Below are 17,717 nucleotides of genomic sequence, written 5' to 3'. Positions count from 1 at the left end.
TACAGACCGATTTTGACAACACCTGCGGCGCGCGCCCGATTCTTCGGAACACGCCCCCTTCAGACGGCATAGGGTCGGAAATGCCGTCTGAAAACCGACGGACAAACCATCATGTTGAACACTTCCCTTTCCCCGTGGCCCTGCTTCACCCAAGAAGAAGCCGATGCCGTTTCCAAAGTCCTGCTGTCCAACAAAGTCAATTACTGGACGGGAAACGAATGCCGCGAATTTGAAAAAGAATTTGCCGCCTTCGCCGGTACGCAATACGCCGTCGCCCTTGCCAACGGCACGCTGGCACTCGATGCCGCGCTCAAAGCAATCGGCATAGGCGCGGGCGACGATGTCATCGTTACCTCGCGCACTTTCTTGGCTTCCGCGTCCTGCATTGTGAACGCGGGCGCAAATCCGGTGTTTGCCGATGTGGATTTGAACAGCCAAAACATCAGCGCGGAAACCGTCAAGGCTGTGCTGACCCCGAATACCAAAGCCGTCATCGTCGTCCACCTTGCCGGTATGCCCGCCGAAATGGACGGCATTATGGCTTTGGCAAAAGAACATAATCTTTGGGTGATCGAAGATTGCGCCCAAGCGCACGGCGCGAAATACAAAGGCAAATCCGTCGGCAGCATCGGACACGTCGGCGCGTGGTCGTTCTGCCAAGACAAAATCATGACCACCGGCGGCGAGGGCGGTATGGTTACGACCAACGACAAAACCCTGTGGGAAAAAATGTGGTCGTACAAAGACCACGGCAAAAGCTACGATGCCGTGTACTGCCGCCAACACGCACCCGGTTTCCGCTGGCTGCACGAAAGTTTCGGCACCAACTGGCGTATGATGGAAATGCAGGCGGTCATCGGCCGCATCCAGCTCAAACGCCTGCCCGAATGGACGGCGCGCCGCCGAGAAAACGCCGCCAAGCTGGCGGAAAGCCTGGGCAAATTCAAAAGTATCCGCTTGGTTGAAGTCGCCGACTACATCGGACACGCGCAATATAAGTTCTACGCCTTCGTCAAACCCGAACACCTGAAAGACGGCTGGACGCGCGACCGCATCGTCAGCGAACTGAACGCGCGCAAAGTCCCCTGCTATCAGGGAAGCTGCTCCGAAGTGTATTTGGAAAAAGCCTTCGACAACACGCCGTGGCGGCCGAAAGAGCGTTTGAAAAACGCCGTCGAGCTGGGCGATACCGGCCTGATGTTCTTGGTGCATCCGACGCTGACCGACGGCGAAATCGCGTTTTGCAAAAAACACATCGAAGCCGTCTTGACCGAAGCCGCACGATAACCCTTCAGACGGCATACGCCGCCTGAAAACACATACCGCCCCACGATATGAATCTGGAAACCCTGATCGCCCTGCCGCGCAACATCAAGAAAATCTGTTTCCTCATACACGATTTTCTGATGATTTTCATTGCCTTTTGGTTCACCCAAAGCCTGAAGGCCGACTACTCGGACGAATGGTTCGATTTTGCCAACTGGCAGTCTTTTTTGCTGACTGCCTTACTGACCATCACATTATTTATCCGAATGGGGCTTTACCGCGCCGTTACACGCTTCGTCAGCTTCCGCATCCTCACCACCGCACTGGCAGGCAGCCTCGCCTCCGCCGTATTGTTCTTCCTCAACACATTGATTTTTGAAGAAAGACTGCGCCTCGCCCTGCCGATTGTCTATTTCTTACTGCTGTTTGTTTCCGTGACCGGCTCGCGTATGGTTTTGCGCGGACTGTTGTCCGAACACCCCAAAAAACAGATGATCCCCGTCATTATTTACGGCGCGGGGCGTTCGGGCAGGCAGCTTCTCGAGGCCGTCAAACAAATGCGCGAATATTCCGCCGCCGCCTTTGTGGACGACGACCCCAAACTGTGGCGCACCGTCATCTGCGGCCTTGCCGTTTACCGTCCCGACGACATCGCCGACCTCATCGGACGCTGCGGCGTGAAAAAAATCCTGCTCGCCATCCCCGGCGCGACCCAGGCGCAACGCCGATCCATCATCAAAAAACTGGAAGCCTATCCCTGCGAAGTGCTGACCATCCCCGGCATCAAAGACCTGATGGACGGCAAACTCAGCATCGGCACGCTCAAAAAAATCTCCGTATCCGACCTGCTCGGACGCGACCCCGTCACGCCCGACGACCGCCTGATGAATGCCGACATTGCCGGCAAAACCGTGATGGTAACCGGCGCCGGCGGTTCTATCGGTTCGGAACTCTGCCGCCAGATTATCCGCCGCCGCCCCGAAAAGCTGCTGCTGTTCGAGTTGTCCGAATTCGCCCTGTACGCCGTCGAAAAAGAATTGCGCGAATACTGCGCCCGAAACGATACCGATACCGAAATCCTGCCCTTCTTGGGCTCGGTGCAAAACCGCACGCTGCTCGCGCGCATTATGACCGCCTGCCGGGTATCCACCGTTTACCACGCCGCCGCCTACAAACATGTCCCCATGGTCGAATTCAACACCGCCGAGGGCATACGCAACAACATCTTCGGCACACTCGAATGCGCGCTTGCCGCCACGGCTTCGGGCGTAAAAACCTTCGTCCTCATCTCCACCGACAAAGCCGTCCGCCCCACCAACACGATGGGCGCGGGCAAACGTATGGCGGAACTCTGCCTTCAGGCGCTCGCCGCCGAACCCGGACAGCAAACCCGCTTCAGTATGGTGCGTTTCGGCAATGTTTTAGGTTCGTCCGGCTCCGTCGTCCCGCTGTTTGAAAAACAGATTGCCCAAGGCGGCCCGCTCACCCTGACCCACCCGGAAATCACGCGCTATTTCATGACCATACCCGAAGCGGCGCAACTGGTTATCCAAGCCGGAGCGATGGGCAAAGGCGGCGACGTGTTCGTCCTCGATATGGGCGAATCCGTCAAAATCATCGACCTTGCCCGCCAAATGATTACCCTGAGCGGACTCAAACCCAAAACGCCCGAACAACCCGACGGCGACATCGAAATCCTCATTACCGGACTGCGTCCCGGCGAAAAACTCTACGAAGAGCTGCTCATCGGCGACAACGTGCGCCAAACCGCCCATCCGCGCATTATGACGGCTGACGAGGCAATGCTGCCGTGGCACGAGCTTTTGCCCATCCTCAACCGCCTGCGTACCGCCTGCGACCGTTACGACCAGCAGGCAATCCGCGACCTGCTCGTCAACGCCCCGACCGGCTTTGCCCCGACCGGCGGCATCTGCGACCTGCTTTGGGTACGAGAAACACACAGAAAAAATGCCGTCTGAACCTTCAGACGGCATAACGTACAAACCAACCTGCCTGACACACACACACGGAGTTTGATATGCAGTTTTCGGCATTCGGCGAAAAATTCACGCAACACAGCGGCATCCTGCAACTGATGGACGACCTCGGCGACGCGCTCAAAAGCGACAAGCCCGTCAATATGCTCGGCGGCGGCAACCCGGCGCGAATCGCCGAAGTCAATGCCGTGTTCGCCAACGTATTTTCCAAACTGGCGGCAGAACACGCCGTCGAGAACATCGGCAACTACTCCAATCCCCAAGGCGATGCCGCGCTGATTGACGCGCTGGCCGCCTTCCTCAACCGCGAATACGGCTGGAACCTGACCGCCGGCAATATCGCACTGACCAACGGTTCGCAAAACGCGTTTTTCTATTTGTTCAACCTCTTCGGCGGCAAATTCAACCTTTCAGACGGCACATCCGCAGAAAAAGCCATTTTGTTGCCGCTCGCGCCCGAATACATCGGCTATGCCGACGTGCATGTCGAAGGGCAGCACTTCGTTTCCGTCAAACCCAAAATCGAAAACGTCGAACACGAAGGCGAAGCAGGCTTCTTCAAATACCGCGTGGACTTTGACGCACTGGAAAACCTGCCCGAACTCAAAGCGGGCAAAATCGGCGCGATTTGCTGTTCGCGCCCGACCAACCCGACCGGCAATGTGTTGACCGACGGCGAAATGGCGCGTTTGGACGCTTTGGCGCGTGAACACGGCATTCCGCTAATTATCGACAACGCCTACGGAATGCCGTTCCCCAACATCATTTACAGCGACGTAACGCTGAATTGGCACGAAAACATTATCCTCTGCTTCAGCCTTTCCAAAGTCGGCCTGCCGGGCGTTCGCACCGGCATCATCGTCGCCGCGCCCGAAGTCGTCAAAGCCGTCAGCAGCCTGAACGCGATTGTGAACCTTGCCCCCACGCGCTTCGGCGCGGCCATCGCCGCCCCGCTACTGGAAAGCGGCGAGATGAAACGGCTTGCCGACCAAGTCATCCGGCCGTTTTACCGCAATCAGGCGCAAACCGCCGTCTCGCTGCTCAAGCGGGAGCTGGGCGCGTACCCGATGAAAATCCACAAACCCGAAGGCGCGATTTTCCTGTGGCTCTGGTTTGAAAACCTACCCGTTTCTTCGCAAACCCTGTACGAAATGCTCAAAGCCGAAGGCACGCTGATTATTCCGAGCGAGCATTTCTTCGTCGGCATCGACACACAGGATTACCCGCACGCGGGCGAGTGCATCCGCATGAGCATCGCGCAGGACGCTCAAACGCTGGAAAAAGGCATTGCCGCCATCGGTAAAACCGTCCGAAAACTGTACGACAACGTTTAAACCGCAAAAAATGCCGTCTGAAAAGTTTTCAGACGGCATTTTTATCTGCATTCAATGTCGGGAAAAATGCGCCCACACCGGCCTGCAGTTTTCCGGCAGCTCGGGACACGCGCCGAGGATGCCGCCGCTGAAGTCGTTTAAACGGTGGAAGTCGCTGCCCGCGCTGGCGAGCATACCGAAACGTTCTGCCAAAAGCGCGTAGTTGAGGCGGTCGTTTTTGCAGCAGTTGCCGCTGTGGACTTCGATGCCTGCGCCGCCGAGGTTTTTAAATTCTTCAAACAGATTGCGCTTGGCGGTGGCGGACAAATCGTAGCGCATCGGATGGGCGATGACCGCCAACCCGCCCGCGCCGTTGACGGCGGAAACGCAGTCTTCCAGCGTCGCCCATTCGTGTCGGACGGCGCAGGATTTGCCGTCGCCCAAGTATTTGATGAACGCCTGCTGCTTGTTTTTGACGTATCCGTTTTTGATGAGGAACTCGGCGATGTGGGTGCGGCTGACCATTTCTTTGTTTGCCGCCAGCGCAAGCGCGCCGTCGTATGCGCCGCCGATGCCTTTCTTTTCGAGCTTGGCGGCGATGGCTTCGAGGCGTTTCAGACGGCCTTGCCGCACTTGCGCCAACAGGTTTTGCAGGTTTTCGTCTTGTTCGTCAAAGTCTAAGCCGACAACGTGTATGGTACGCCCGCGCCACGTTACGGAAATTTCCACACCGTTAATCAGGCGCAAACCGAGCCTGTCGGCTTCGGCACGCGCTTCGGCGATGCCGCCCGTGTGGTCGTGGTCGGTCAACGCCAGCAGCGTGCAGCCGTTTTGATGCGCGAGGCGCACGACTTCGGCGGGGGAAAGCATACCGTCGGAAACGGTGGAATGGCAGTGCAGGTCTATCATGGGGTGTTATATGTGTGTTGTGAATGAAGGTCGGGATGTTTCAATGTTGTCGGACAGTGTAGCGGCGGTCATTTTAAAAAACAGGTGTATGGCAAATTCAAAGGAAAAGCCGCTATGCTGTCATTCCCAACCGTTTTCAGACGGCATTTTCGTCTTCCGCCCAACCCGCTTCTTTCAATTTCCGCCGTTGCGCGTCGTAGCGTGCCTTGTCCGCCCAGTAAATCGTCTGAATGCACGCCTCGCCGCAGTCGCTGCCGCAGCATTCCCACGACTCGGGGCGGACAGGTTCGTCTAAAAGTGGCTCGCCCAAAAGGGCTTCGGCTTTATGCTTCAGGGTCGTATCCATCGGCGATTTCCAAGCGCGCGCCGTCAAACTCGATGACTTCGCCGCCGCGTATTTTGGCCGTTTTGCGGGTTTCGGTTTCGCCGTTGCGCAACACCAGCCCTTCGGCGATAAATGCTTTTGCCTGCCCGCCGCTTTCGGCAAGTCCGGCCAATTTCAAGAGGTCGCACAGGGCGATGTATTCGTTGTCTTCGAGATAGACGGTGGCTTCCATAATGTTCCCTTGCAGAAAGAGCCCGTTATTGTAGCACCTGCCGCCGCCGTACCCAAAATTACCGCAAAGCCGGCGATGTATCCGCACCGCCTGTTCCGTAAAAATGCCGTCTGAAACCCCGTATGCCGCCATCCGACCCGTCGACGAATCCGCATTGACGCTGATGCACATCCTCAAACACGAACTGCCCGATACGCTGGTCATCGGCATCAGCCATCAAAACGAAATCAAAAACCTGTTTGAACGTAAAATTAATTTAACTGCTTGCCATCCGTCCGAATAAGGTATATAGTTCTTTATAACTAGTTTGATAGTCCTTTATATCTATCAATACTCCTTGGGAAGCCTCCGCCATACGGCAGGAGGCATTTTTTTGCCGTCGTAAAAGCTCAAAAAACCATTGGCAGGCAATGCCGTCTGAACCCGAAACGGCATCTTCCCGTCCGCCATCTAAAGACAAGCCTGCTACAATACGCCTTTTATTGTTCACGCCGATTTTGCCATGACCGAGCCGACCTACATCCCGCTGCGCCTGCATACCGAGTTTTCGATTACCGACGGTATGGTGCGGATTAAAAAACTGATTGCCAAAGCGCAGGAATACGGTTTGCCTGCTTTGGGCATCAGCGATTTGATGAACGAATTTGGTTTGGTGAAATTCTATAAAGCCTGCCGCAGCGCGGGGATTAAGCCCGTCGGCGCGGCGGATGTGTGGATAGGCAATCCGAATGCGCCCGACAAGCCGTTCCGCGCCATGCTGATTATCCGCAACGATGCGGGCTATCTGCGCTTGAGCGAGCTTTTGACGGAGGCCTATGTCGGCAAAGACCGCAATGTCCATCATGCGGAACTCAATCCCGAATGGCTGGAAAACGGCGACAACAGCGGCTTGATTTGTTTGAGCGGCGCGCATTACGGCGAAGTGGGCGTGAATCTGTTGAACGGCAATGAAGACGCGGCGCGTGCGGCGGCGTTGAAATATGCAGCGTGGTTCCCCGATGCGTTTTATTTAGAGCTGCAACGCCTGCCCGAACGCCCCGAATGGGAGGCTTGCGTTTCCGGCAGCGTGAAGCTGGCGGAGGAATTGGGCTTACCGGTGGTGGCGACGCATCCGACGCAGTTTATGAGCCGCGACGATTTCAACGCGCACGAGGCGCGGGTGTGCATCGCCGGCGGCTGGGTGCTGACGGACAAGAAACGTCCGCGCGATTTCACGCCGGGTCAGTTTTTCATTCCGCCGGAAACGATGGCCGAACGTTTCGCCGATTTGCCCGAAGCCTTGGAAAACACGGTAGAAATTGCCAAACGCTGTAATCTGCACATCACATTGGGCAAAAACTTCCTGCCCCTTTTCCCCACGCCCGACGGTTTATCACTCGATGACTATCTCATCAAACTCTCCAATGAGGGCTTGCAGGAACGTATGGTTCAGCTTTATCCCGACGAGGCGGAGCGGGCGGCAAAAATGCCGGAATATCAGGAACGTTTGGATTTTGAGCTGAACATCATCATCCAGATGAAATTCCCCGGCTATTTCCTTATCGTACAAGACTTTATCAACTGGGCGAAAACACACGGCTGTCCGGTCGGGCCGGGCCGTGGTTCGGGCGCGGGTTCGCTGGTGGCGTATTCATTGAAGATTACCGACCTTGATCCGCTCAAATACGCGCTGCTGTTCGAGCGTTTCCTAAACCCCGAACGCGTTTCTATGCCCGACTTCGACGTGGACTTTTGCCAATCCAACCGCGGCCGCGTGATTGAATATGTGCGCGAGAAATACGGCGCGGAGGCGGTCAGCCAGATTGTTACCTTCGGCACGATGTCGTCCAAAGCGGTCATCCGCGACGTGGGGCGCGTGCTGGAGCTGCCGTTTACCCTGTGCGACAAACTGTCCAAGCTGATTCCGTTGGAAGCCAACAAACCTTTGAGTTTGGACGACGCGATGAAGGCCGAGCCGCAGATTCAGGAATTAATCGAAGCGGAAGAAGCGGACGAACTGATTACGCTGGCGAAAAAGCTGGAAGACCTGACGCGCGGTCTGGGTATGCACGCGGGCGGCGTGTTGATTGCGCCGGGCAAGATTTCCGATTACAGCCCCGTGTATCAGGCGGACGAATCCGCCTCGCCCGTATCCATGTACGACAAGGGCGACGTGGAAGACGTGGGTTTGGTGAAATTCGACTTTTTGGGTCTGCGCAACCTGACCATTATCGAAATGGCGCAGAACAACATCAAAAGCACCACCGGCGATATCGTCGATGTCGGTAAGATTCCGCTTGACGACCAGGCCGCCTACCAAATCTTCCGCGATGCGAACACCACCGCCGTCTTCCAGTTCGAGTCGACCGGCATGAAAAAAATGCTGAAAACGGCGCATACGACCAAGTTTGAAGAACTCATCGCCTTCGTGTCGCTCTACCGCCCCGGCCCGATGGACAACATCCCCGACTTCGTCGCGCGTATGAAGGGACAGGAATTCCAATACATCCATCCGCTGTTGGAAGGCATTCTCGCGCCGACTTACGGCATTATGGTGTATCAGGAACAAGTGATGCAGGCGGCTCAGATTATCGGCGGCTACTCGCTCGGCGGCGCGGATCTGCTGCGTCGCGCTATGGGTAAGAAAAAACCCGAAGAAATGGTGAAACACCGCGAAATCTTCGCCGAAGGCGCGGCAAAACAAGGCATTTCGCGCGAAAAATCCGACGAAATCTTCAACTACATGGAAAAATTCGCCGGCTACGGTTTCAACAAATCCCACGCCGCCGCCTACGCCCTGATTTCCTACCAGACCGCATGGCTCAAAGCCCACTACCCCGCCGAATTTATGGCGGCGACCATGTCGTCCGAATTGGACAACACCGACCAGCTCAAGCATTTCTACGACGACTGCCGTGCCAACGGCATCGAGTTCCTGCCGCCCGACATCAACGAATCCGACTACCGCTTCACGCCGTATCCGGACATGAAAATCCGCTACGCACTCGGCGCGATTAAAGGCACGGGCGAAGCCGCCGTCGAATCCATCACCGCCGCACGGCAAAGCGGCGGCAAATTTACCGGCCTCTTGGACTTCTGCGAGCGCGTCGGCAAAGAACACATGAACCGCCGCACCCTCGAGGCCCTGATACGCGGCGGCGCGTTCGACAGCATCGAACCCAACCGCGCCATGCTCTTGGCGAACATCGACCTCGCTATGGACAACGCCGACCAAAAAGCCGCCAACGCCAATCAGGGCGGGCTTTTCGATATGATGGAAGACGCCATCGAACCGGTGCGGCTCGTCGACGCGCCGATGTGGAGCGAATCGGAAAAACTTGCCGAAGAAAAAACCGTCATCGGCTTTTACCTGTCCGGCCACCCGTTCGGCCCGTATGCCCAAGAAGTCTGCCAAATCGCACCGACCAAATTAGACCGTCTGAAGCCTCAAGACAGTGTGCGCCTCGCCGGATTCGTGACCGCCGTGCGTACGATGATGGGCAAGCGCGGCAAAATCGCCTTCGTCAGCCTCGAAGATTTGAGCGGGCAGGTTGAAATCATGGTCGGCGGACAGACGTTGGAAAACTGCGCCGACTGCCTCAAAGCCGACCAAGTGCTGATTATCGAATCCAAAGTCAGCCGCGACGACTACGGCGGCGGCGACGGACTGCGTATTCTGGCCAACCAAGTCATGACCCTGCAAACGGCGCGCGAACGCTACGCCCGCAGCCTCAGCCTCGCCCTCGCCCCGCATCACAACATCGGCGGACTGGTACAACTGCTCGCCGCCCACCAACTGCCCGACACGCCGCGCATCCCGCTGCAACTGTCGTATGGCAACGAAAAAGCGTCGGGCAGGTTTCAAGTGCCGCCGAAATGGACGGTTACACCGAGTTCCGCATTGTTCGACGAACTGGAAAAACTGCTCGGCAGCCGGTCGGTGCGCGTGAATTGGTAAGCAAAAATACAAATGCCGTCTGAAACCCAAAAACCGGTTTCAGACGGCATTTTTTAACCGAAATAAACGATGCCCCTTAAAACAGAAGCTTTAAGGGGCAGAGCGTTGCGGCACATCTTTTCAGACGGCCTTATTGTAGCAACGGTTCTCATTTCGCAGTGCGACAATATGTTCGGAATTCTAGCCCTTGTGAGATGATAAGTCAATAATCTATTTGTATATAAATAAGACAATCAGATATATTATCATTATTTGCAACGTTATTTACGGAGTAATAAATGGCTGCCTTCAAACCGAACCCAATGAATTACATCCTCGGTCTCGATATCGGCATCGCATCCGTCGGTTGGGCGATGGTAGAAGTCGACGAAGAAGAAAACCCCATCCGCCTGATTGATTTGGGCGTGCGCGTATTTGAGCGTGCAGAAGTGCCAAAAACAGGCGACTCCCTCGCCATGGCAAGACGTTTGGCACGCAGTGTCCGCCGCCTGACCCGCCGTCGCGCCCACCGCCTGCTTCGAGCCCGCCGCCTATTAAAACGCGAAGGCGTATTACAAGATGCCGATTTTGACGAAAACGGCTTGGTCAAATCCTTGCCGAATACACCGTGGCAACTTCGCGCAGCCGCATTAGACCGCAAACTGACGTGTTTGGAGTGGTCGGCAGTCTTGTTGCATTTAGTCAAACACCGCGGCTATTTGTCGCAAAGAAAAAACGAGGGCGAAACTGCCGATAAGGAGCTTGGCGCTTTGCTTAAAGGCGTAGCCGACAATGCCCATGCCTTACAGACAGGCGATTTCCGCACACCGGCCGAATTGGCTTTAAATAAATTTGAGAAAGAAAGCGGCCATATCCGCAACCAACGCGGCGATTATTCGCATACGTTCAGCCGCAAAGATTTGCAGGCAGAGCTGAATTTACTGTTTGAAAAACAAAAAGAATTTGGCAATCCGCATGTTTCAGACGGCCTTAAAGAAGATATTGAAACCCTGCTGATGGCGCAACGCCCTGCCCTGTCCGGCGATGCTGTTCAAAAAATGTTGGGACATTGCACCTTTGAGCCGGCAGAGCCGAAAGCCGCTAAAAACACCTACACCGCCGAACGTTTCATCTGGCTGACCAAGCTGAACAACCTGCGTATTTTAGAGCAAGGCAGCGAGCGGCCATTGACCGATACCGAACGCGCCACGCTTATGGATGAGCCATACAGAAAATCCAAGCTGACTTACGCACAAGCCCGTAAGCTGCTGGGTTTAGAAGATACCGCCTTTTTCAAAGGCTTGCGCTATGGTAAAGACAATGCCGAAGCCTCAACATTGATGGAAATGAAGGCCTACCATGCCATCAGCCGTGCGCTGGAAAAAGAAGGATTGAAAGACAAAAAATCCCCGTTAAACCTTTCAACCGAATTACAAGACGAAATCGGCACGGCATTCTCCCTGTTCAAAACCGATAAGGACATTACAGGCCGTCTGAAAGACCGTGTACAGCCCGAAATATTAGAAGCGCTGTTAAAACACATCAGCTTCGACAAGTTCGTCCAAATTTCCTTGAAAGCATTGCGCCGAATTGTGCCTCTAATGGAGCAAGGCAAACGTTACGATGAAGCCTGCGCCGAAATCTACGGAGACCATTACTGCAAGAAAAATGCGGAAGAAAAGATTTATCTGCCGCCCATCCCTGCCGACGAAATCCGCAACCCAGTCGTCTTGCGCGCCTTATCTCAAGCCAGAAAAGTCATTAACTGCGTGGTTCGGCGTTACGGCTCACCTGCGCGTATCCATATTGAAACGGCTAGGGAAGTAGGCAAATCGTTTAAAGACCGCAAAGAAATCGAAAAACGCCAAGAAGAAAACCGTAAAGACCGGGAAAAAGCCGCCGCCAAATTCCGAGAGTATTTCCCCAATTTTGTCGGCGAACCCAAATCCAAAGATATTCTGAAACTGCGCCTGTATGAGCAACAACACGGCAAATGCCTGTATTCGGGCAAAGAAATCAACTTAGTCCGTCTGAACGAAAAAGGCTATGTCGAAATCGACCATGCCCTGCCGTTCTCGCGCACATGGGACGACAGTTTCAACAATAAAGTACTGGTATTGGGCAGCGAAAACCAAAACAAAGGCAATCAAACCCCTTACGAATACTTCAACGGCAAAGACAACAGCCGCGAATGGCAGGAATTTAAAGCGCGTGTCGAAACCAGCCGTTTCCCGCGCAGTAAAAAACAACGGATTCTGCTGCAAAAATTCGATGAAGAAGGATTTAAAGAACGCAACTTGAACGACACGCGCTACGTCAACCGTTTCCTGTGCCAATTTGTTGCCGACCATATATTGCTGACAGGTAAAGGGAAAAGACGTGTCTTTGCCTCAAACGGACAAATTACCAATCTGTTGCGCGGCTTTTGGGGATTGCGCAAAGTGCGTACGGAAAACGACCGCCATCACGCCTTGGACGCCGTCGTCGTTGCCTGCTCGACCGTTGCCATGCAGCAGAAAATTACCCGATTCGTACGCTATAAAGAGATGAACGCGTTTGACGGCAAAACCATAGACAAAGAAACAGGAGAAGTGCTGCATCAAAAAGCACACTTCCCGCAACCTTGGGAATTTTTCGCACAAGAAGTCATGATTCGCGTCTTCGGTAAACCGGACGGCAAACCCGAATTTGAAGAAGCCGATACCCCAGAAAAACTGCGGACATTGCTCGCTGAAAAATTATCTTCTCGCCCCGAAGCCGTACACGAATACGTGACGCCACTGTTTGTTTCACGCGCGCCCAATCGGAAGATGAGCGGGCAAGGCCATATGGAGACCGTCAAATCCGCCAAACGCCTGGACGAAGGCATCAGCGTGTTGCGCGTACCACTGACACAGTTAAAACTGAAAGGCTTGGAAAAAATGGTCAATCGGGAGCGCGAACCTAAGCTATACGACGCACTGAAAGCACAGCTGGAGACGCATAAAGACGATCCTGCCAAAGCCTTTGCCGAGCCGTTTTACAAATACGATAAGGCAGGCAGCCGCACCCAACAGGTAAAAGCCGTACGCATAGAGCAAGTACAGAAAACCGGCGTATGGGTACGCAACCATAACGGTATTGCCGACAACGCAACCATGGTGCGCGTAGATGTGTTTGAGAAAGGCGGCAAGTATTATCTGGTCCCGATTTACAGTTGGCAGGTAGCGAAAGGGATTTTACCGGATAGGGCTGTTGTTGCTTTTAAAGATGAAGAAGATTGGACGGTAATGGATGATAGTTTTGAGTTTAGGTTTGTACTTTATGCCAATGATTTGATTAAACTAACCGCCAAGAAAAATGAATTTTTAGGCTATTTTGTCAGCCTAAATAGAGCAACTGGAGCGATTGATATTCGTACACATGATACGGATAGCACAAAAGGGAAAAACGGCATTTTCCAAAGTGTTGGCGTTAAAACTGCCCTCTCATTCCAAAAAAACCAAATCGACGAACTCGGCAAAGAAATCAGACCATGCCGTCTGAAAAAACGTCCGCCTGTCCGTTAAATAAACTCATCCCTGTTTCAGACGACCTGAAGCAGGGATTTTTTATATCAAAATAAGGGGAAAAACATGACTTGGCGCAGCCTGCTCATTCAAAACGGCGGCAAACTATCCTTGCAACGCCGGCAATTGCTGATTCAACAAAACGGCGAGTCCCATACCGTACCATTAGAGGACATCGCCGTTATCATCATCGAAAATCGCGAAACCCTGATTACCGCCCCGCTCCTATCAGCCTTAGCCGAACATGGCGCAACCCTGCTGACCTGCGACGAGCAGTTCCTACCCTGCGGACAATGGCTGCCTTATGCCCAATATCACCGCCAGCTTAAAATCCTCAAGCTGCAACTGAACATAAGCGAACCCTTAAAAAAGCAATTCTGGCAACATATCGTCCGCCAAAAAATCCTGAATCAAGCCTTTGTTGCAGACGAAACAGGCAATGATCTTGCAGCCAAACGGCTGCGCACTTTGGCATCTGAAGTCCGTTCGGGCGATACAGGAAACCGTGAAGCCCAAGCTGCCGCCCTCTACTTCCAAGCCCTCTTTGGAGAAAAATTTACCCGTAATGACAACAACGCCGTCAATGCCGCATTGAACTACACCTACGCCGTGCTCCGTGCCGCAGTCGCACGCACCCTCACCTTATACGGTTGGTTGCCCGCATTAGGCTTGTTTCATAGAAGCGAACTCAATCCATTCAATCTCGCCGATGACTTTATCGAACCCTTACGCCCATTAGCCGACCTGACCGTGATACATTTGTACGAACAAGGCCGTCTGAAAGCCGAACTGACCCCCGGCATCAAACAACACCTTATCAAAACCCTTCACTATCAAATCAACATCGAACGGCAACATTTCAGCACCTTGGCTGCCATCGACAAAATGGTTTCGTCATTTCAAGCCGGTGTAACCGATAAAAACGCCAAACAACTGAAACTGCCTGAAATCCTACCATTGAAAGAATACCGATATGAGTGAGGCCAAATTTATGAGGATTATCGTCTTCTTCGACCTACCGGTTATCACGGCGGCAAAGCGCAAAGCCGCCAATCAATTCCGCCAGTTTTTATTAAAAGACGGATACCAAATGCTCCAGCTTTCCGTATACAGCCGTATCGTCAAAGGCCGAGATTCGTTGCAAAAACACCACAACAGGCTGTGTGCAAACCTGCCGCAAGAAGGCTCAATCCGCTGTTTGGAGATAACAGAAAAGCAATATGCCGCCATGAAACTGCTGTTGGGCGAACTGAAAACCCAAGAAAAAAAGGTCAATTCAGACCAACTATTATTATTTTAAGCCCATTTTTTCAGAACAAATAAAACGGGAAACCCTTATAGAATAAGGATTCCCCGTCGAAGTATTGTAGCACTGCGAAATGAGAAAGAATAAGGATTCTCGTTGTCGGTGCTGATTAAAGTGATTTTGATTGTAGCACTGCGAAATGAGAAAGAATAAGGATTCAAAGACGGAGAAAGCCTGTCGGAACGCTTCATTGTAGCACTGCGAAATGAGAAAGAATAAGGATTCTCGGGATTGACATTATAGAAAATAAACATGATTGTAGCACTGCGAAATGAGAAAGAATAAGGATTCCGAACTTCATTGATGTTGCGTGCGATAACAATTGTAGCACTGCGAAATGAGAAAGAATAAGGATTCCAGGGAAAACGCGCGCTCTTGATATGGCGGATTGTAGCACTGCGAAATGAGAAAGAATAAGGATTCGTAGGGAGTAACGAGCCTGATGAAGTAGGTATTGTAGCACTGCGAAATGAGAAAGAATAAGGATTCCCCTGACGCTCAATTTTCCCTGCCATACAGATTGTAGCACTGCGAAATGAGAAAGAATAAGGATTCAAAGACGGAGAAAGCCTGTCGGAACGCTTCATTGTAGCACTGCGAAATGAGAAAGAATAAGGATTCAGTGTCAGCAGCAGCTTGTTCCCCTGTACAATTGTAGCACTGCGAAATGAGAAAGAATAAGGATTCGTAGGGAGTAACGAGCCTGATGAAGTAGGTATTGTAGCACTGCGAAATGAGAAAGAATAAGGATTCCCCTGACGCTCAATTTTCCCTGCCATACAGATTGTAGCACTGCGAAATGAGAAAGAATAAGGATTCAAAGACGGAGAAAGCCTGTCGGAACGCTTCATTGTAGCACTGCGAAATGAGAAAGAATAAGGATTCAGTGTCAGCAGCAGCTTGTTCCCCTGTACAATTGTAGCACTGCGAAATGAGAAAGAATAAGGATTCCCGGGCAAGGAAAAAGCCCTGTTTCGTCAGATTGTAGCACTGCGAAATGAGAAAGAATAAGGATTCCGAACTTCATTGATGTTGCGTGCGATAACAATTGTAGCACTGCGAAATGAGAAAGAATAAGGATTCTCTTTTTGGATACCCCTTGCCGCCCTGCAAATTGTAGCACTGCGAAATGAGAAAGAATAAGGATTCCGACGACGTTGCCGATGGATTTCGACATTTATTGTAGCACTGCGAAATGAGAAAGAATAAGGATTCTAGGGAGTAACGAGCCTGATGAAGTAGGTGATTGTAGCACTGCGAAATGAGAAAGGATTAAAAATATGCGCCCCTTATGGAGCGCAATATATAAGGCTTTATCTTCAAAGGCTTTCACGGTTGCATCCCTTATCCATCAGTTCTTTAACAAACAATATGCCGTATTCATACTCTTCGTTTTCGGTCTTTTGTTTCAAAGTCGGATTGCAGATATAAAAAGAAACTGTTGTGATGCATTGGGATTCGTAGACTTTATCCTTGAACACTTTCATGATGTATGCTTTGTGGAAATATACGTGTTCGGGATTGACATTATAGAAAATAAACATGATTAAGCCCCTTCACTGGCTAGAGTTAAGGGGCTTTACAAGGATTAAAAATATGCGCCCCTTATGGAGTGCAATATATAAGGATTAAAAATATGCGCCCCTTATGGAGTGCAATATATAAGGATTAAAAATATGCGCCCCTTATGGAGTGCAATATATAAGGGAGCTACAACTAATATATAAGGATTAAAAATATGCGCCCCTTATGGAGCGCAATATATAAGGCTTTATCTTCAAAGGCTTTCACGGTTGCATCCCTTATCCATCAGTTCTTTAACAAACAATATGCCGTATTCATACTCTTCGTTTTCGGTCTTTTGTTTCAAAGTCGGATTGCAGATATAAAAAGAAACTGTTGTGATGCATTGGGATTCGTAGACTTTATCCTTGAACACTTTCATGATGTATGCTTTGTGGAAATATACGTGTTCGGGATTGACATTATAGAAAATAAACATGATTAAGCCCCTTCACTGGCTAGAGTTAAGGGGCTTTACAAGGATTAAAAATATGCGCCCCTTATGGAGCGCAATATATAAGGGAGCTACAACTAATATATAAGGGGGGCAGCCTACGGCGGTTGCCGCATCCCCGCCGTCCGCTAAAGCGTCCGCCATGTCCGCGGACACCGCCAAGGCTTTATCTTCAAAGGCTTTCACGGTTGCATCCCTTATCCATCAGTTCTTTAACAAACAATATGCCGTATTCATACTCTTCGTTTTCGGTCTTTTGTTTCAAAGTCGGATTGCAGATATAAAAAGAAACTGTTGTGATGCATTGGGATTCGTAGACTTTATCCTTGAACACTTTCATGATGTATGCTTTGTGGAAATATACGTGTTCGGGATTGACATTATAGAAAATAAACATGATTAAGCCCCTTCACTGGCTAGAGTTAAGGGGCTTTACAAGGATTAAAAATATGCGCCCCTTATGGAGCGCAATATATAAGGGAGCTACAACTAATATATAAGGAACTTTATGAGATAGGTTCAGGGCGCGAGAGGCGCGGATTTTAAAAAATCGGCGGGGACAAACAAAAATCCCCAAGCTGAGAACAAGGGGATTTTTGCATTCCTGCCAAGTTTTGAAACTTACAGGAAACATCCAAATGCAAATCTCTATTAAGGTAGGCAATTTGCAATTGACTGTTACGATTGATGCTGGGGTTATTCTAGCCTTGATTGTGCTTTTAAGTCAATAGACCGCCAAAACCGCCTTATTAAGGGCGGTTTTCTATTTTGCCGCAGCCATTGCTAAAACTTGGGGTTTTTCCGCTTTCGCGGACTGTACGGGCTGTTCCGTCTTTTGCTGTTCGTCCTTGTAAGGGTAAAGGCGGACTGTTTCGGGCAAAGTTGCAC

At 51.8% G+C, this 17,717-nt stretch carries 15 protein-coding genes and 1 CRISPR repeat array; of the genes, 8 read left to right on the top strand and 7 right to left on the bottom strand.

The genetic code is table 11. From position 1 onward, the window contains the following. The first annotated feature begins 111 nt into the window (after positions 1-111). Genes FGL10_RS11030 through FGL10_RS11020 form a run of 3 tightly spaced genes read left to right on the top strand, consistent with a single transcriptional unit; the run spans position 112 to position 4,597 of the window. The gene (locus FGL10_RS11030) at positions 112-1,287 is read left to right on the top strand and encodes a DegT/DnrJ/EryC1/StrS family aminotransferase (protein ID WP_003711007.1); all 1,176 of its coding nucleotides are present in this window, start codon (positions 112-114) and stop codon (positions 1,285-1,287) included. A gap of 47 nt (positions 1,288-1,334) precedes the next feature. Further along, positions 1,335-3,245, top strand: coding sequence for a polysaccharide biosynthesis protein (locus FGL10_RS11025; protein WP_003711006.1), 1,911 nt, complete (start codon positions 1,335-1,337; stop codon positions 3,243-3,245). Positions 3,246-3,304: 59 nt separating this feature from the next. After that, positions 3,305-4,597 (top strand): valine--pyruvate transaminase, encoded by a 1,293-nt coding sequence (locus tag FGL10_RS11020; protein WP_003711005.1) that lies wholly within the window; start codon positions 3,305-3,307, stop codon positions 4,595-4,597. A 51-nt stretch (positions 4,598-4,648) separates the two neighbouring features. Here FGL10_RS11020 and FGL10_RS11015 read toward each other — a convergent pair whose 3' ends face one another. The 3 genes from FGL10_RS11015 to FGL10_RS12690 form a co-directional block, all read right to left on the bottom strand. After that, positions 4,649-5,485, bottom strand: coding sequence for a PHP domain-containing protein (locus tag FGL10_RS11015; RefSeq protein WP_003711004.1), 837 nt, complete (start codon positions 5,483-5,485; stop codon positions 4,649-4,651). 136 nt (positions 5,486-5,621) lie between these two features. Then, positions 5,622-5,831: an oxidoreductase-like domain-containing protein gene (locus FGL10_RS11005; RefSeq protein WP_003711003.1), complete on the bottom strand. Its 210-nt coding sequence runs from the start codon at positions 5,829-5,831 to the stop codon at positions 5,622-5,624. Continuing rightward, positions 5,809-6,042, bottom strand: a complete 234-nt coding sequence (locus FGL10_RS12690) for an RNA-binding S4 domain-containing protein (RefSeq protein ID WP_002240013.1) — start codon at positions 6,040-6,042, stop codon at positions 5,809-5,811. The genes FGL10_RS11005 and FGL10_RS12690 overlap by 23 nt, the downstream gene beginning before the upstream one ends. Positions 6,043-6,145: 103 nt before the next feature. Here FGL10_RS12690 and FGL10_RS10995 point away from each other — a divergent pair, with 103 nt between their 5' ends. Beyond that, positions 6,146-6,325, top strand: a complete 180-nt coding sequence (locus tag FGL10_RS10995) for a hypothetical protein (RefSeq protein ID WP_003711002.1) — start codon at positions 6,146-6,148, stop codon at positions 6,323-6,325. Here the strand turns inward: FGL10_RS10995 and FGL10_RS12200 are convergent. Next, positions 6,299-6,532, bottom strand: a complete 234-nt coding sequence (locus tag FGL10_RS12200; protein ID WP_151208306.1) for a hypothetical protein — start codon at positions 6,530-6,532, stop codon at positions 6,299-6,301. The genes FGL10_RS10995 and FGL10_RS12200 overlap by 27 nt on opposite strands. A 12-nt stretch (positions 6,533-6,544) precedes the next feature. Here FGL10_RS12200 and dnaE point away from each other — a divergent pair, with 12 nt between their 5' ends. The 4 genes from dnaE (at position 6,545) to cas2 (ending at position 14,806) form a co-directional block, all read left to right on the top strand. Beyond that, positions 6,545-9,979 (top strand): DNA polymerase III subunit alpha, encoded by a 3,435-nt coding sequence (gene dnaE / locus FGL10_RS10990; protein WP_003710999.1) that lies wholly within the window; start codon positions 6,545-6,547, stop codon positions 9,977-9,979. A 278-nt stretch (positions 9,980-10,257) separates the two neighbouring features. Next, positions 10,258-13,506, top strand: coding sequence for a type II CRISPR RNA-guided endonuclease Cas9 (gene cas9, locus FGL10_RS10985; RefSeq protein WP_036475267.1), 3,249 nt, complete (start codon positions 10,258-10,260; stop codon positions 13,504-13,506). Positions 13,507-13,572: 66 nt separating this feature from the next. Next, the gene (cas1, locus tag FGL10_RS10980) at positions 13,573-14,487 is read left to right on the top strand and encodes a type II CRISPR-associated endonuclease Cas1 (protein ID WP_003710996.1); all 915 of its coding nucleotides are present in this window, start codon (positions 13,573-13,575) and stop codon (positions 14,485-14,487) included. After that, positions 14,480-14,806, top strand: coding sequence for a CRISPR-associated endonuclease Cas2 (gene cas2, locus FGL10_RS10975; protein ID WP_002214566.1), 327 nt, complete (start codon positions 14,480-14,482; stop codon positions 14,804-14,806). The genes cas1 and cas2 overlap by 8 nt, the downstream gene beginning before the upstream one ends. A gap of 63 nt (positions 14,807-14,869) precedes the next feature. Then, a CRISPR array of direct repeats spans positions 14,870-16,093; the repeat unit is 36 nt; unit sequence ATTGTAGCACTGCGAAATGAGAAAGAATAAGGATTC. 38 nt (positions 16,094-16,131) lie between these two features. Here the strand turns inward: cas2 and FGL10_RS10970 are convergent. The 3 genes from FGL10_RS10970 to FGL10_RS10955 all read right to left on the bottom strand — a co-directional run bounded on the left by FGL10_RS10970 (position 16,132) and on the right by FGL10_RS10955 (position 17,226). Next, positions 16,132-16,356, bottom strand: coding sequence for a hypothetical protein (locus FGL10_RS10970; RefSeq protein ID WP_003711322.1), 225 nt, complete (start codon positions 16,354-16,356; stop codon positions 16,132-16,134). A 233-nt stretch (positions 16,357-16,589) separates the two neighbouring features. After that, on the bottom strand, positions 16,590-16,814 hold the full coding sequence (locus FGL10_RS10965; RefSeq protein ID WP_003711322.1) for a hypothetical protein: 225 nt from the start codon (positions 16,812-16,814) through the stop codon (positions 16,590-16,592). Between the two features lie 187 nt (positions 16,815-17,001). Next, the gene (locus tag FGL10_RS10955; RefSeq protein ID WP_003711322.1) at positions 17,002-17,226 is read right to left on the bottom strand and encodes a hypothetical protein; all 225 of its coding nucleotides are present in this window, start codon (positions 17,224-17,226) and stop codon (positions 17,002-17,004) included. Between the last annotated feature and the right edge of the window lie 491 nt (positions 17,227-17,717).

Origin of the sequence: Neisseria lactamica, from assembly GCF_901482445.1 — a bacterium.
Taxonomy (GTDB): domain Bacteria; phylum Pseudomonadota; class Gammaproteobacteria; order Burkholderiales; family Neisseriaceae; genus Neisseria; species Neisseria lactamica.
Note: the sequence above shows the minus strand (reverse complement) of the source record. Positions and strands in the feature narration are given on the sequence as shown.